The 15,393-nt window shown below is 56.0% G+C and carries 16 protein-coding genes; 11 read left to right on the forward strand and 5 right to left on the reverse strand.

The window, feature by feature from the left end:
- Positions 1-11 precede the first annotated feature (11 nt).
- Entirely contained in the window at positions 12-1,781 is a 1,770-nt protein-coding gene (locus M8010_RS02230; protein WP_250087618.1) for a sensor domain-containing diguanylate cyclase, read from the reverse strand.
- Positions 1,782-1,945: 164 nt separating this feature from the next.
- On the opposite strand from M8010_RS02230, the gene M8010_RS02235 reads away from it, so the two are divergent.
- The 4 genes from M8010_RS02235 to M8010_RS02250 all read left to right on the forward strand — a co-directional run bounded on the left by M8010_RS02235 (position 1,946) and on the right by M8010_RS02250 (position 5,412).
- Complete coding sequence (locus M8010_RS02235) at positions 1,946-2,506, forward strand: LOG family protein (protein ID WP_250087619.1); 561 nt, start codon at positions 1,946-1,948, stop codon at positions 2,504-2,506.
- Positions 2,507-2,583: 77 nt separating this feature from the next.
- Positions 2,584-2,895 (forward strand): YkgJ family cysteine cluster protein, encoded by a 312-nt coding sequence (locus tag M8010_RS02240; protein ID WP_250087634.1) that lies wholly within the window; start codon positions 2,584-2,586, stop codon positions 2,893-2,895.
- Between the two features lie 2 nt (positions 2,896-2,897).
- On the forward strand, positions 2,898-4,373 hold the full coding sequence (locus tag M8010_RS02245; RefSeq protein ID WP_250087636.1) for a flavin-containing monooxygenase: 1,476 nt from the start codon (positions 2,898-2,900) through the stop codon (positions 4,371-4,373).
- A gap of 118 nt (positions 4,374-4,491) precedes the next feature.
- A complete protein-coding gene (locus tag M8010_RS02250; protein ID WP_250087638.1) occupies positions 4,492-5,412 on the forward strand; it encodes a lysophospholipid acyltransferase family protein in 921 nt (306 codons plus the stop codon).
- On the opposite strand, the gene mltF is transcribed toward M8010_RS02250, so the two are convergent.
- Positions 5,406-6,797 carry a membrane-bound lytic murein transglycosylase MltF gene (mltF, locus tag M8010_RS02255; RefSeq protein ID WP_250087640.1) on the reverse strand — a complete coding sequence of 464 codons (1,392 nt, stop codon included), beginning with the start codon at positions 6,795-6,797 and terminating at the stop codon, positions 5,406-5,408. The genes M8010_RS02250 and mltF overlap by 7 nt on opposite strands.
- Positions 6,798-6,939: 142 nt before the next feature.
- On the opposite strand from mltF, the gene M8010_RS02260 reads away from it, so the two are divergent.
- Complete coding sequence (locus M8010_RS02260) at positions 6,940-7,395, forward strand: DUF302 domain-containing protein (RefSeq protein ID WP_250087641.1); 456 nt, start codon at positions 6,940-6,942, stop codon at positions 7,393-7,395.
- On the opposite strand, the gene M8010_RS02265 is transcribed toward M8010_RS02260, so the two are convergent.
- The gene (locus M8010_RS02265; protein WP_250087658.1) at positions 7,385-8,233 is read right to left on the reverse strand and encodes a TlpA disulfide reductase family protein; all 849 of its coding nucleotides are present in this window, start codon (positions 8,231-8,233) and stop codon (positions 7,385-7,387) included. The genes M8010_RS02260 and M8010_RS02265 overlap by 11 nt on opposite strands.
- A gap of 344 nt (positions 8,234-8,577) precedes the next feature.
- On the opposite strand from M8010_RS02265, the gene M8010_RS02270 reads away from it, so the two are divergent.
- On the forward strand, positions 8,578-9,891 hold the full coding sequence (locus tag M8010_RS02270; protein WP_250087677.1) for a DEAD/DEAH box helicase: 1,314 nt from the start codon (positions 8,578-8,580) through the stop codon (positions 9,889-9,891).
- A 100-nt stretch (positions 9,892-9,991) separates the two neighbouring features.
- Here M8010_RS02270 and M8010_RS02275 read toward each other — a convergent pair whose 3' ends face one another.
- Together M8010_RS02275 and M8010_RS02280 are read right to left on the reverse strand one after the other, a co-directional pair.
- On the reverse strand, positions 9,992-10,720 hold the full coding sequence (locus tag M8010_RS02275) for an OmpW/AlkL family protein (RefSeq protein WP_250087685.1): 729 nt from the start codon (positions 10,718-10,720) through the stop codon (positions 9,992-9,994).
- 158 nt (positions 10,721-10,878) lie between these two features.
- Positions 10,879-11,361 carry a winged helix-turn-helix transcriptional regulator gene (locus M8010_RS02280; protein ID WP_250087686.1) on the reverse strand — a complete coding sequence of 161 codons (483 nt, stop codon included), beginning with the start codon at positions 11,359-11,361 and terminating at the stop codon, positions 10,879-10,881.
- A gap of 90 nt (positions 11,362-11,451) precedes the next feature.
- Here M8010_RS02280 and M8010_RS02285 point away from each other — a divergent pair, with 90 nt between their 5' ends.
- The 5 genes from M8010_RS02285 (at position 11,452) to M8010_RS02305 (ending at position 15,391) form a co-directional block, all read left to right on the forward strand.
- Complete coding sequence (locus M8010_RS02285) at positions 11,452-12,564, forward strand: NADH:flavin oxidoreductase (protein ID WP_250087688.1); 1,113 nt, start codon at positions 11,452-11,454, stop codon at positions 12,562-12,564.
- 129 nt (positions 12,565-12,693) lie between these two features.
- The gene (gene bamE, locus M8010_RS02290) at positions 12,694-13,005 is read left to right on the forward strand and encodes an outer membrane protein assembly factor BamE domain-containing protein (protein ID WP_250087689.1); all 312 of its coding nucleotides are present in this window, start codon (positions 12,694-12,696) and stop codon (positions 13,003-13,005) included.
- A gap of 27 nt (positions 13,006-13,032) precedes the next feature.
- Positions 13,033-13,620: an exopolysaccharide biosynthesis protein gene (locus M8010_RS02295; protein ID WP_250087694.1), complete on the forward strand. Its 588-nt coding sequence runs from the start codon at positions 13,033-13,035 to the stop codon at positions 13,618-13,620.
- Between the two features lie 69 nt (positions 13,621-13,689).
- Complete coding sequence (locus tag M8010_RS02300) at positions 13,690-14,229, forward strand: hypothetical protein (protein ID WP_250087701.1); 540 nt, start codon at positions 13,690-13,692, stop codon at positions 14,227-14,229.
- 31 nt (positions 14,230-14,260) lie between these two features.
- A complete protein-coding gene (locus M8010_RS02305; protein ID WP_250087702.1) occupies positions 14,261-15,391 on the forward strand; it encodes a patatin-like phospholipase family protein in 1,131 nt (376 codons plus the stop codon).
- Positions 15,392-15,393 lie beyond the last annotated feature (2 nt).

The raw sequence follows: 15,393 nt of genomic DNA on the forward strand, positions 1-15,393 counted from the left end.
ATAGAGGATAATCAGCTGTTTGTTGCCTGCTGGATCTCGGAGTATAGGCAAACCCGGTTACGCCCACCGGCCTTGGCTTGATAGAGCGCTTTATCGGCATAGAGTAGCAGGGTATCCAGGTCATCGGAGGGGTCGGGCCGGAAGGAGGCAACGCCAGCGCTGATGGTCAGGGTCAGGCGGCCCCGCTCAAGGGGGAGCGGATTGCTTTCAATGGCGCTCCGGAGCCGTTCCGCTACTTCACCTGCGCCCTGTTCGTCGGTGTTCTCCAGAAGCACGGCAAACTCCTCGCCGCCCACACGGGCAAGCACATCGATGTCCCTGAGGGTTTCCTGTGCAAACCTGCTGAGATGGACCAGCGCCTTGTCGCCAACCCCGTGGCCGTATGTGTCGTTTACCTTTTTGAAGTAGTCAGCATCGAACATGATGGCTGACAACGGCGCACCAGAGCGAATGGATTTCTTCACTGCGGTCTCGCCCAATTCGAAGTAGTGTCTGCGGTTTTTCAGGCCGGTAAGTGCATCGGTGCGCACGGTTTCTTCCAGCTGGCGGATCAGTCGCTCCCGTTCCCGCCGCATGGCTTCCCGCTGGACTATCTCGTCCTCCAGCAATGCATTGGCACTTTCCAGTTCCCGGGTGCGCTCTTCCACCCGATGCTCGAGGGTGGTGTTGAGCTCGTTCATCTCCCGGGTTCTGGCGGTCAGGCTCAGGATCAGGTTTCTAAGCGTGGAGGAGAGGGTGCTCACCTCTTCGTAGTCGTCCCTTTGCTTGATCAGAGTAGCGGGCTGATCCGGGTCCAGGTTTCTGGCTTCTTCGGTCATTCTCAGTAAGGGTCGGGTGATCCAGCGGGCTGCGAAAAATGCAAAGAAAATCAGCATCAACGCCACTGCAAAGCCGGTCGTGATCAATGTCAGGCGAAGCTCATTGGCGGGTGCAAATGCGGTGGATGCGGGTTTGCGCACGATCACCAACCAGTCGAAGCCGCCGTATTCTTCGCTGTCACGCAGCCGGCTGAATCCGGTCAGGTAGTCTCCCTGGGCCCCGGAAGCTTCACCGACCGCCATTGCGCCAGTCAGGTAGCCTGAGGGAGCGGTATCTGCCTTTTTCGCCAGGGCTTCGGGTATCTGCATACCAATACTGTCTTCCGGTCCGATCAGAATATTGCCATCGCGATCAGCTATCATCAGTTCTGTCTGCAAACGCTTCTGCAGGGGGGCCAGCAATGACTCACCGATTGACGCAACCCAATCCAGATACAGATGGGCGCCGAGAATGCCGAGTAACGAGTTGTCGTCGGCGAATAGTGGTACGGCAATATCGACAAACCGCAGTGGCGAAGACGACGGATTTTCAAGCCTGGACTCCAGCAGGGCTGCCGGATGGACATCACCCAGATAGGGTCCCTCGGCGGCTGCCTGGAACCACGGCCGCTCCGACACATCCATGCCCTGAAGCAGGTTATCGGTGCTGGTAATAACAGTCCCGCTGGGGGATACCAGGCCAATCCAGGCATAGCTGGGAAAATGATCCTGCAAGGCGTTTACCATAGAGGGAACACTGACGGACTGGTCACCCAGGATGGACTGGCTTGTAATGGCAGCAGCAATGCTGAGGTCAGTGTAACGCTCGTGCAGATCCAGCTCGATCTTGTCGCGAAGTTGCACGGCGACTTCCTGCAGGTTCTGGCTGGTGGATTTCCGCACTTCTTCCACTGCCAGGCTCGAGATTAGCCAGGTTGCTACGGCGGTTGCAACCAGAACCAGGCCACCAAACAGGAGGATCAATCGGCTTTTGAGCGTGTTGAAAAAATTGATGGCAATTGTCCCGGATCGTTATCGTTGTTGCCCAGTTCAGTAAATCCATGACGTGATGCTGGCAGTCCCTGGCCGGTATCTGACAGTATATTACCGATCAGGCCAAACAACGAATCCAGTCACAGGAACTCCTCATGAAGATCGCAGTGTTTTGTGGCTCCAGCCGGGGCAATGACAAACAGTTTGCTGATGCCGCCAGAGATTTTGGCAGTTACATGGCCAGTCAGGGCCTGGACCTGGTTTTCGGGGGCGGCAATGTCGGCCTGATGGGCGTAGTGGCCGATGCCGTGCTGGCGGGCGGCCGAGAGGCGTATGGCGTCATTCCGGAGTCCCTGCGGGACCGGGAGTTGGCACATAAAGGTTTGACCCGGTTGGACGTAGTCAGCTCCATGCATGAGCGCAAGGCGCTGATGGCAGACATGGCAGACGCTTTTGTGGCGCTGCCTGGTGGCCCGGGTACCATGGACGAAATTTTCGAAGCCTGGACCTGGGCACAGCTCGGTTATCACAACAAGCCCTGTGCCTTCTACAACGTCAACGGCTACTACGATGAATTGTTGGCGTTCATCAGCAAGATGTCTGGCGCGGGCTTTCTCAAGCCGGAGTATGCAGATATGGTGATTGTGGAACAGCAGCCGGAGGCACTGGTGTCAGCCCTGAAAAACTACCAGCCGCCAGTCCGTAAATGGTCGTAAAGCGTCTGTATACCCAGTGGTTTTATCGCTGTTTACAACTCCTCTGCGGCACGCAGCCGAGCTGATAAGATAGACGCATGTCTATTCCCATCAAAAATATAACGAACCCCGAAGTCTCCTGCTCTAATTGTCAGGCCTGTTGCTGCCGTCTGGAAGTCATGATTATTTCCGACACCGGTGTTCCCGACCGGCATATTGCTGTCGATGAATGGGGTGGTGAAACCATGTTGCGACTGGCGGATGGTTGGTGCTCTGCAATAGATCGAGAAACGTTCATGTGCACGATTTATGAAAATCGGCCCTGGATTTGTCGGGAATTTGAAATGGGTTCCGATGAATGTCTCGATGAGAGGGCGGAATTGCCGTTATTGGTTTCCGGCAAGGGATAGTTATGAACAAGCAACATGTCGACGTACTGATTATCGGGGCTGGTGTATCCGGTATCGGTATGGCCTGTCACCTCGAGCGGGAGTGCCCGGGCAAGTCTTTCACCATTCTCGAGCGCCGGAAGTCCCTGGGTGGCACCTGGGATCTTTTCCGTTATCCAGGCATCCGTTCCGACTCCGACATGTACACCTTCGGCTATAATTTTCGCCCGTGGACCAGTGGCAAGGTGCTGGCGGATGGCCCTTCTATCAAACAGTACCTGAGTGAAACCGCATCAGAAAACGATATCGAAAAGCACATCCAGTATGGGATTGCAGTGAAACGGGCTGAATGGTCCGGTACCGACAAATGCTGGACGCTGACAGCAGTAAGAGAGGCTACAGGTGAGACTCTCACCTTCACCGCCGGTTTCATGATCGGTTGCACCGGTTATTACAACTATGACACCGGCTATAAGCCGGATTTCCCCGGTGAAGCCCGTTTCCAGGGCCAGATTGTGCACCCTCAGCACTGGCCGGAACACCTGGACTACGTAGGTAAACGCGTGGTGGTCATCGGTAGCGGAGCCACGGCCATAACGCTGGTACCCACCATGGCGGAGGAGGCTGCACACGTCACCATGCTGCAGCGCTCGCCTTCCTATCTGATGCCGCTGCCGTCAAACGACAGGTTGGCGATGCTTCTCCAGCGAATGTTTCCGGCGAAACTTGCTTATCGCCTGACCCGGGCGCGAAATGTGGCCGTTGCCCGTTTCCTGTACAACCGCTCGCGCAAGAACCCGGGAATCATGCGCCGGCTGATGCTGAGACTGGTGCGTCGGCAGTTGGCCGGCAAGGCTGATATGAGCCACTTCTCTCCCAGCTACAACCCATGGGACCAGCGCCTGTGTGTGGTCAAGGATGGTGATCTGTTCGGGGCCATCCGCTCTGGCAGGGCGTCGGTTGTAACGGATCACATTGACAGCTTCACAGAGCAGGGTATCCGGCTGAAATCCGGCCAGGAACTGGCGGCGGATATCATCATTCCGGCCACGGGGCTGGATATCCAGATGCTCGGGGGCATGGATCTGGCAGTTGATGGCCAGCCCGTGGTTTTGCGGGAAAAGGTCATTTACAAGAATGTGATGGTCGAAGGCGTGCCCAATGCCGGCATGATTTTCGGTTACACCAATATTTCCTGGACCCTGAAAGTCGATATTGCCGCGGAATACCTGTGTCGACTGCTGAACCATATGGACACCCATGGCAATCAGGTGTGTGTGCCCCGGGATACCGGCGATAGCCGTGGCGAGGGTACAGTGATGGGAGGGCTGGACTCCGGATACATTCGTCGCGCGGATGATCGCCTGCCACGCCAGGGAACCCATGACCCCTGGAGGGTTACCCAGAATTATCAAGCAGATGTAAAAACTCTGAGATTTGGAGCGATCGAAGATGGTTATCTGGAGTTCGATGGTATTCGGCCAGTGGAAAAAGCGTAAAGCCTGCCCTGTTCGGTTCCTGAGGGCAGTGGGACCAGTTTTCCGGTCACATTTGGAAGTACACTTTGCGCGGATTCTATGGCAGGCTCCAAACTCGCTTTTGAACAGGCAATGATGTATGTCCGGCAGTAAGAACAGCAACAGCAGGCGTCTGTGGCATCCCGCATTCTGGCCTTCGTGGCTTCTGGTATTCACGCTCTACCTGCTTTCCCTGTTACCGATGACGACCAAACAGCGCCTTGGCCGGCGGCTGGGCCGTTTTCTGGAAGGCAAGCTTAAATCCCGGGCCAAAGTGGCCAATACCAACATTGCTACCTGTTTCCCCGAGCTCGACGAAGCGGCCCGTGAACAACTGGTGCGGGACAATTTCGTTGCCTGTACCCGTGGTTTTCTGGAGAGCATTCATGCCTGGTGGCGGGACATGTCGGGGTATTGCGAGGAAGCTGAAGTGCATGGGCTGGAGCACTTGAAGGAGGCTCAGGCCAGAGGCAAGGGTGTGCTGCTGATCGGCGGGCACTACAGCATTTTCGATTTCGCGTTGCCGCTGATTGCCTGCCATCTGAAAAAGCCGGGTTATATGTACCGCCCCAATAACAATCCGGTTATCGATCGCATGATTGAAAACGGCCGCCGGCGCCATTTCGGTATCCGGCCTTTCACCAAGCGTGAATTGCGGCCGCTGGTGTCCTTTCTGAAAAAGGGCGGTGAAGTCTGGTTTGCCTGCGACCAGGATTTTGGCAAGAAGACCGAGCTTTTCGTGCCGTTCTTCGGCACAGAAGCAGGTTGTATAACGTCTCCCAGCTACATTGCCAGGGTATCCGGTGCGTCGGTCCTCTGTGTAAGCCATCTGCGAATGCCGGACGGAAGCTACCGGGTTACCTTTTCACCGATCCAGGAAGAGTTTGGAGCGGACAAACAGAGTGACACAGAAGCCTGGAGCCGCTACATCGAAGACACGATTCGCGAACAACCCGATCAGTACCTGTGGTTGCATAAACGCTTCAAGACCCGTCCGAAAGGCGCAGAAAAGGTCTACTGAGGCCGCGCTGATTCAAACGACGCGCTGATGACATCCCGATAGTTACGAATGCGCTGTACGTAGTGCACCGGCTCATAGCCACGGGCATAACCGTAACGGGTACTCGGGTAGTAACGCTTGTCGGCTTTCAGCGGCAATACCTCTTTCATATCATCCCAGGAATCCGGGTTTTTACCCAGTTCCCGCGCCAGTTGGCGGGCATCCAGAAGGTGGCCGCGGCCGATGTTGTAGCTGGCCAGTGCCAGAAAAGTCCGGTCCGGCTCGGGGATAGTATCCGGAAGCCGGCGGTGACGGTCGGCCAGGTAGCGGGCGCCGCCATCGATGGCAGCCGACGGGTCCAAGCGGTTGCTAACACCCAGCGACTGCGCCGTGTTCCGGGTAAGCATCATGATGCCGCGTACGCCGGTTGGTGATACCGCCGCAGGGTCCCAGTGGGATTCCTGGTAGGAGAGAGCCGCCAGAAGGTCCGCCGGCATGCCGGTGGTGGCTTCGGCCTCGGAAAAGCGGTTGATAAAGTTTGGCAGGCGGTCGTCAATGCGGCGGTTCAATGCCCTCAGGTCTACGAAATCAAACTCTCCAATGTAGGCGTAGTACCGGCTTTCCATATAGCCGATGGCTTCATCCCCTGCAGTGCTGTTCATCCACTCGCGGGCGGTGCCTGCCAGTTCTTCTGAACCGGCAGGCAGATACCAGCCCAGGTTGTTGCCGGTGTTGAGGTTCATCGCCACCTCGAGATGAGGGAAGTGGCGACGCATCACCTGAACAATGTTGGAGTCGGCGACTGTGCAATCAACCGATTTTTCTGCCACTGCAGCCAGTAATATTTCTGTGGTGCGCTCTTCGTCCTCGCTGAACTCAATGCCCTCATTCTCAACGGCAAGCCGGTTCAGTGTTCCCACATAACTGGAGTCTGCGGTAACCGCAATTCCGACGCCAGCGATGCTTTCGGGCTTGCGGGGCATTGGTCGCATTTCCCGGTGACAAACCAGTTGCTCTGTCACCTCGGTATGGGCCGGACCGCGGACGAAGTTTTCAGATCGGGAGGGCAGATGGGTCAGCCCGGCTGCCGCAATGTGGGTGTCTCCGGATTCCAGTGCCTTGAGCACTTCTGAGGTGGACTCGTGCATCGTCCAGCTGACCTGCCAACCCTGGCTCTCCGCGAATTGTGCAATCAGGCTGTACTCGGGGCCGATAGGGTTTTCATGGCGGTCCAGATAATAGGTGGTGGAGCCGTTTCGGGTAGCAACCTCCAGAACGCCGGTTTCCTCCGGTGGTGCCAGCGGTTCTACAGATTCATCGTTGTTCAGGGAGGTGGCATCACCCTGGCTGCAACCAGCGATAACGAACAAATACGGCATCAGCACACCAATTAGCTTTGGAGTCATCAAGGGCCTCTTATTATCTGGATTCACTTTTTCATTACGGGTCTGTAACCAATATGTATCACTATAGTCCATTACCGATGTAGGCAGTGCTTTGCATACTGGCCTATGCTGTCGGTACGGTTTCAAACTGAAGGAGAGACTGATGTTTTCAGTATTCAGGCGCCTGGTAGCCATGGTCATTTTGGCACTTCCCCTGTCTGTGATAGCGGCAGAGGGCATGGTGACGGTTAAAAGCAGTCACAGTGCCGAGGCGACAGCGGACAAGCTGGAATCAGTGCTAAAAGACAAGGGCATGAGGGTGATGAACCGCATCAACCACGCTGAAGGCGCTGACAAGGCGGGGCTGGATTTGCGCCCCACCGAGGTGGTGATTTTCGGAAATCCCAAGGTTGGTACGCCACTGATGCAGTGCGCCCAGAGTGTTGCTATCGATCTGCCGCAGAAAGCGCTGATCTGGGAGGACAGTGAGGGGGTCGTCTGGCTGGGCTACAACGACCCCGGGTACCTCAAGAAGCGCCACAATATTGAGGGCTGTGATGAGGTGATTGAAAAAGTTAAGGGCGCGCTCGCCGGCTTTGCCAAAGCTGCTACTGATTAAGTACTGCCGCAGGTGATGGTTCGAGATGGCTGGCGTCGAAGCGTTCAAGGCCCCGGGCCAGGCTCGCTCTGGATAGTTCACCCATGTGGCTGTCCACCAGTTTTCCCTTAGCGTTATAGAACAGAGTGGTTGGCAGGCCATGGCTGCCGGCGGCGCGGCCGAAGCCACCCTGCCGGTCGCTGAGCACATGCTCCAGATCCAGTTGCTGTTCATTGAGAAACCGGCTGATGGTTTCAGGATGTTCGCCCTGGTTGGCAAACACAAAGTTGATTCCCTGGTAACGGCCTTGCGCTTCTTCCAGTACCGGCATTTCGCGAATGCAGGGCGGGCACCAGGTGGCCCAGAGGTTTACCACTGTGGGCTGCCCTTGGGTGAGGGCGTCGAGGCTGACTGGTTGTTCGTTCAGGTCGGTCAGGGCGACCTCGGGTAACCCCTGGGTCTGGTTGTTGATCAACGCGATGACGCCGGTGGTGAAGGCCCATGTCATCAGGCCAGAGGCCACAGCGTAACCCAGTGGCCGCCGGATGTTGTTGCGCCGCCAGAGCAGGTAGCCGGTGATGGCCAACGCGACTGCCAGGCCAGACACTATGTCGAAGCCGCCGTCGCGAATGTCGATGATTCCCAGCCAGTCACCCTGGTAGTGTTCAAAGTAACGGACCACAAAGCCGATCCGCGCACCTACCATGGCAGCCAGGAAAATATCCGCCAGAGCGCCGGATATCGGGAGGTTTTCCTTCCGGCCGGCCAATGCCCCGACGATCAGGGCAACGATAAAAGCAAGAACAAGCAACAGATGTCCCATAGAAAGGCTGAAGGGACCAACGCCTACACTGAGCATGAATTCTCCGGTCATCGGCAGCGGAATTTGTATACGGTACGGCGCCTAATGACCCGTAATATGGATGGGAGTTCCATTCGGCCTATCCGGCGCCTGCCAACGAAACAACCACCTATAGCTATTCCCGAACCACTCTGTTAGTGTGCCCAGCATCCTGCCTCTAAGGACTCCGCAGTACTCGGCTTTGGCCATCTTGCGAACTATCCATACGACCTGTCAGAGGACGTCGCCCCGTTAACGGAGTGTGACTGTAGTCGTTTTTTATTCCATGAATCTTCATGGCATCTGCCCGCATTCGCCCACAGTGGTGTTCGTGGAGGCAGAATAATCAAGAGTTATCTAATATGAGTTTTTCTTCACTCGGTTTGTCCGAGCAGCTGGTTCGTGCCACTGCCGACCAGGGTTATGAAACCCCGTCTCCTATTCAGGCCAAGGCCATTCCCGCCGTACTTTCCGGCAGGGACGTGATGGCAGCCGCCCAGACGGGCACCGGTAAAACCGCAGGCTTCACCCTGCCATTGTTGCAGCGCCTGGCTGAGAACCCGCGCACCGGTAAGGGCCCCCGCGTTCTTATCCTGACACCGACCCGTGAGCTGGCGGCGCAGGTACACGACAGTGTGACTCTGTACAGCAGGTACATGCCTACCAAGTCCGCCGTGGTTTTCGGTGGCGTGAAAATCAATCCGCAGATGATGAAGCTGCGCAAGGGTCTGGACGTGCTGGTGGCGACACCTGGCCGTCTGATGGACCTGTATCAACAGAACGCTGTTCGCTTCAACGAAGTGGAAATCCTGGTTTTGGACGAAGCCGACCGTATGTTGGATATGGGCTTTATCCGTGACATCCGCAAGATTCTTGCGTTGCTTCCGGCCAAACGTCAGAACCTGCTGTTCTCGGCTACCTTCTCCAACGAGATTCGTACGCTGGCGGAAGGCCTGCTGGACAACCCGGTTCAGGTTGAAGTCGCTGCCCGCAATACTGCTGCGGAAAGCATCAAGCAGTCCGTCTACCCGGTGGACCAGAGCCAGAAAACGGCTCTGTTGAGCAAGCTGGTGCGTGACAACGGCTGGGAGCAGGTGTTGGTCTTTACCCGCACCAAGCACGGCGCCAACCGTCTGACTCAGAAGCTGGAGCGCGACGGTATTACCGCTGCCGCTATCCATGGCAACAAGTCACAGGGTGCCCGCACCCGTGCACTGGCAGACTTCAAGCAGGGCGAAGTACGCGTACTGGTAGCCACTGATATCGCCGCCCGTGGCCTCGATATCAAACAACTGCCGCAGGTGGTGAACTTCGAACTGCCCAACGTTCCGGAAGACTATGTTCACCGCATTGGCCGTACTGGTCGTGCTGGTGAGAGTGGCCATGCGCTGTCATTGGTCAGTGCCGACGAAGGCAAGATGCTGGCGGGTATTGAACGCCTGCTGAAGAAGCAGCTGCCGCGTAAATCCATGGAAGGATTCGAGCCGACAAACAATCTGCCGCTGAAGCCGAAGGGCAAGCCAGATCCCAGCCGTGCCCGCAATGCTGGCGGCAATGGCAAACCTGCCGGTAATGGTCGCAGTTTTGGTAGCAAGCCGGGTGGTCGCAGTGGAGGCCGTAGTCAGAATGGCAACGGTGGCCAGGCGCGGCGTTCGCCCCAGCGCGAAACCGCCTGATTTAGCTTTCTCCATAAAAAAGCGGGGCCCGAAGGCCCCGCACTGGAGGACGTACCTTCCGGAAACTCACGCCCTGTGAGGTTTCCGGTGGGCACGAAAATCAGAACTTGTAAGTGAAGCCGACCATGTAGACCATGGGGTCGATTTCGACTTCGAACTCATCGGTTTCTGCTGCAAAATTACCGGCGTTGTCAAATACTTTGACTTTGGCATCAGTATTAATGTCTGCCCACCAGATCGCTGCGTTCAGGCCAAAGTTTTCGCTCAACATATAGTCCAAGCCGAATTCGAAGGCTACCCCAATACTGTCATCAAGCTCCAGAGAAGTGCTTGCTCCCGGAATGGAGTATTCTGCGGCAACTACACTGTCCAAAGTGCCCGTAGTCTTTTCCTCAAAAAAGGTTGTGTAGTTAACACCAACGCCAACATAAGGCTGAAGAGCCGAAGAGCTCTGCATCGGGAAATACTGCAAGGTCAGAGTTGGCGGCAGATGCTTTGTTTCACCCAGTTTTACGTCGCTTGGAATATCACCGCCGCCATTGATGTCATGCTTAAATGGCGTTGCAGCAAGTAAACCTACACCTAAGTTGCTGGTAAACATGTAAGTACCGCGAAGGCCAAGCTGAGTGTTTGCGTCAACTGTGACCTGAGAATCCGCCCCGTTTAGCAGTGGAGAGCCACCTACGGTAATGGAATCGCTGGAATCATCTGGCGCCACATGAGCTACACCAGCACGCAGAATAAAATCGCCAGCCTCGAACGCCTGAGCAGCAGGGGCAGCTGCCATAACCGCTGCGGCAAGAACGCCAAGCTTGAATGTACGGGACATAACCATCTCCTTGAACCTGAATAATTGATGAATACAGATTAAGGAGTATGGAGATTGGAAACTTGATATAGCGCAAGTGTGGCGAACCCGGAATTGCGAGTTCGTTGACGGATTGATTCAACTCAAAAAATCGACGGAGAGCGTAGTTTTGCGGATTGTCAGCCCGTCTTCTTTTTGCCTACGGATACGCGACTGGCATCGTCACCATTCGGCACAAACACATCACGAACCGTCAGCGGGTTACCATCGGCGTCTTGAACTTCTACTCGCGGAATGGTGCGTCCGGTTTCGCGGTCCCGCAGATCCAGCGGTGCCTGGTCCGGTGCCGGGTTCCATTTGTCACCCCACTGGCGCAGGGCAATCACGATGGGGAATAGGTCGCGGCCTTTGTCGGTCAGGCGGTATTCAAAGCGTGAGCCGTGCTCGCCCACTTCCACTTTTTTCAGCACTTCGTTGTCCACGAGCCGTGCCAACCGGTCACACAGGATATTGCGTGCAATGCCCAGTTCCTGCTGAAAATCCACAAAGCGGCGGGTGCCATACATGGCATGCAGCACTACAAGCAAAGACCACCAGTCCCCCACTTCATTCAGGGCACGGGCGACGGAGCAACTGGAATCATCAAAACGTTTTCTGGCCATAACCTGCAGTCTACCGAATAGGGTTGCATTTTAAAACCAGATTTAATAGAGTTGCGTAAAGAAACCAGATTAGTGAGGTTGCGAATTACCATGAGCATGAATCTTGGCCCTTTGTTTGAGCCGTTTGAAATCCATAACCTGATCCTGCGCAATCGCGTTGCCATGGCTCCGATGACCCGCAACTTCTCCCCGGGCAATGCGCCCAATGAGCAGGTGGTGGACTACTACCGCCGCCGTGCCGAAGGGGGCGTTGGCTTGCTGATCACCGAGGGCACGACGGTGAATCACCCCGGCGCCAACGGTTATCCGAATGTCCCGTTTTTCCACGGTGACACAGCCCTTGCCGGTTGGAAGGATGTAGTGGACGCGGTTCATGAAGCCGGCGGTGCGATTTTTCCGCAGTTGTGGCATGTGGGCGCAGTGCGCAAGGAAGGCACGGAGCCCGATCCGAAAGTGCCCGGTTACAGCCCGTCTGGTCTGTTCGCACCGGGTAAGCCCAACGGTAAAGCTATGAGCAAGGAAGACATTGACGACGTGATCACTGCTTTCGCCGATGCAGCGCAGGACGCAAAAGCCCTGGGTTTTGACGGTGTTGAGATCCATGGTGCCCATGGCTATCTGTTGGATCAGTTCCTGTGGGAAGGCACCAATCAGCGTGACGACGAGTATGGTGGCAGTATGCAAAACCGTCTGCGCTTTGTGGTGGAAATCATCGAAGCCGTCCGTTTTCGTGTGGGCCCGGACTTTCCGATCATGCTGCGTTTCTCACAATGGAAACAGCAGGACTACGAAGCTAAGCTGGTTAATTCGCCGGAAGAACTGGAACAGTTCCTGAAGCCACTTGTCGAAGCTGGCGTCGATATCTTCCACGCTTCCACACGACGCTTCTGGGAGCCGGAGTTTGAAGGCTCAAACCTGAATCTGGCGGGCTGGACCCAGAAACTGTCTGGAAAGCCGACGATGTCGGTAGGCAGCGTGGGCCTGACGGAGGACTTTATCAGCGGCACCTTTGCCAGCAAGAAGGAAGCGGTAGAGCAGTCCGGCATCGACGAACTGGTTGAGCGCATGAACAACAACGAGTTCGAGCTTATTGCAGTGGGACGCGCACTGCTGCAGGACCCGGAGTGGCTGGTTAAAGTGAAGGAAGGCCGCATTGCTGAAGTAGAGCCGTTTGCCAAGAAGTCGTTGGCAAAGCTTTACTGAGTAAACAATATGTTGATGATGAGCCTCGGCTAACCGCCGGGGCTTTTGTGTGCCTGTCCGTGTTGTAATTTAACCTGCCTCCAAAACCCGTATGATTGATGATCCTGCTAATAACAGAAGGGATACACCATGAGTTCCATAAAATCTTTTTCTGCCATTGTTCTGCTGGCGTTGTCATTAACTTTTGCAGGCTGTGCCACTGTGGGTCAGGATTTCGCCACTCACAACATTGACCAGATCGAGATCGGGGAGACCACGCGCTCGGATATCCAGGAAATGTTTGGTGAGCCGTGGCGCACCGGTGTTGAGGATGGCAAACGTACCTGGACTTATGGCAAGTACCGCTGGTCCGCCTTTGGTGATGCCGAAACGACAGATCTGGTCGTGCGGTTCAATCAGGATGGTACCGTGTCTTCCTATGTCTATAACACCACCGAATAAGTGTCGGACTATCCGGAGTTAGTGGAAATGGATGACCAGCGTGATCCGGCTGATATAGGGGAACTGCTGGATCGGATAGAAGCCGGGGCTGCCGACCAGTCTCACGTTTCCATCGGCGAAATGATGGATTCGGTAGGGCGCAGGACGTTTGGTCCGGTAGTGCTTCTCGTAGGGTTGATTCTGGTGACTCCATTGAGTGGTCTGCCGGGAATGCCGACTCTGATGGGGCTCGTCATGTTTTTAACTCTGGGACAGATCCTTGTTGGGCGAAGGCACTTCTGGCTGCCGCACTGGCTGGTGAATCGTCAGGTGCCGCGCAAGAAGCTGGTTCGGGGGCTGGAGCTGTTGCGCCCGACTGCCCGGACGATTGACCGGATGATTCGCCCGCGATTTTCGCTGCTGGTCAAAGGCCCCGGGCTTTACGTGATGGCTCTGGCCTGTATGGTCATATCGGCGTTTATGCCGGCAACCGAGATCGTGCCTTTCAGTGCCAGTATTGCCGGCCTGGCGCTTATGACCTTTGGTCTGGCGATGATTTCGAAGGATGGCTTTCTCGCCCTGGTTGCCTGGGGAATTGTGCTCGCGGGGCCAGTAATGCTGGCCCGAATTACGTAAAATCGGAGATTTTGAACTAGATTGTCATAAGAGGATCGCCTTATTCATTGGCGGAAGAGGAGAAACACCGTGATACGTTTATTCTATCTGGTATCTTCGATTGACAGTGCGAAGGAAATTTCCGACGACCTTCACGAGCACGGCGTCACCGACTGGCGGTTTCATATTGTCAGCAAGGATGAAGCCGGCCTTTACACCCACCAGCTTCACTCAGCCTCCATCCTTGACCGCACGGACCTGCCCCGTTATGTGGAACGTGGGGCCATCATCGGGTGTATCCTGGCGCTCGCATTCATACTTCCACTGGCATTGCTGAACGTTCTGGATATGCCTGCGGCTGCCTGGATTGCCCTGTTTATCTTCGTGGTTGTTGCCGGCGGTTGGGTTGGTGGCTTTGGCGGGATCCAGGGAGAGAACTACCGGATCGAGCCCTTCCACGACGACATTGAAGCGGGAAAATACCTGATTATGGTGGATTCACCGAAGGAACATATTCCCAAGGTCAAGGAGCTGATGACGAAGAACCACCCGGAAGCCAAACTGCAGGGGCATGACTCCAGCTTCAACAATCCGTTTGCGAGCAAGCGCCGACGGATGAAGCAGGCTTGACTGACAGCGCGCAAATGCCTGAGACAGCAGTGTGAGAAAGACCGGTGTCGTGCTGACCGGTGGCGGCGCCAGGGCGGCTTACCAGGTTGGCGTTCTGCGTGCCATCGCCGATATGTATCCGGACTGGAGCCACCCCTTCAATGTCATTGTCGGTACCTCAGCCGGCGCGATCAATGCCATGGCTCTGGCGGGTAATCGCGGTCTTTTCCGCCACAATATCGACCACTTGGAAAAAATCTGGTCAGAGCTGGCCATGGAACGGGTGTTCCGGGCCGACACAATCAACCTGATGCGCGGCTTCAGCAATGTTGCCCGCAAAATGATCAGCGGACCGATCGAGACCGGGCCGGTGTCTTTTCTGAACAATTCACCACTGCGAAAGATGCTGGAGCAGGAAATTGACCTCCAGAGCATTCGCAATACAATCCGGGAAGGTCACATCGACGCGGTAGGCCTGAATGCCTGTGGCTATGCGTCCGGGCAGAACATCTGTTTCTTTGAGGGTATCGAGGGGCTGGAGGGCTGGTCGGTAGGGCAGCGCGGTGGCACCCGCACGGAGTTGACGATAGATCACATCATGGCCTCCTCTGCGATTCCCACCCTGTTCAGGCCGGTTAAAATCAACCGTGAGTACTTTGGAGACGGTGTTACCCGGCAAATGGCCCACATCAGTCCGGCGTTGCGGCTGGGAGCGCACAAGGTATTGGTTATCGGCGTCAGCGCCAACGCCATGTGCCCGCCGGAGCGTCCGGACAAGCCCGGAATGCCCACTCTGACTCAGGTGCTGGCCCATGTGTTTAACGGCATGTTCCTGGACACACTTGACTATGACATCGATCGTTCACGGCTGATCAACCGACTGCTGGAGCTGATACCCGAGGAAAGGCTGGAGGAATCAGGGCTCGGCCTGAGCCCTGTGGAAATTCTGGAAATCTCACCCTCCGAACCCATTAACGATCTGGCGATGAAATACATTGATGCGATGCCGCTTGTATTGAGGCGGCTGACCGGGGCGTCGGATACGGCGCCGTTTTCCAGCGCTAACCTTGCCAGTTTCCTGCTGTTCGACAAGCGCTTCTGCCGCGATCTGATCCAACTAGGCTACCGGGATGGCCAGAGCCATGCCCGGCAGATCGAACGGTTTTTTGCCAGGGAGGCCTGACT

Source organism: Marinobacter sp. ATCH36 (genome assembly GCF_023555055.1).
Lineage (GTDB): Bacteria > Pseudomonadota > Gammaproteobacteria > Pseudomonadales > Oleiphilaceae > Marinobacter.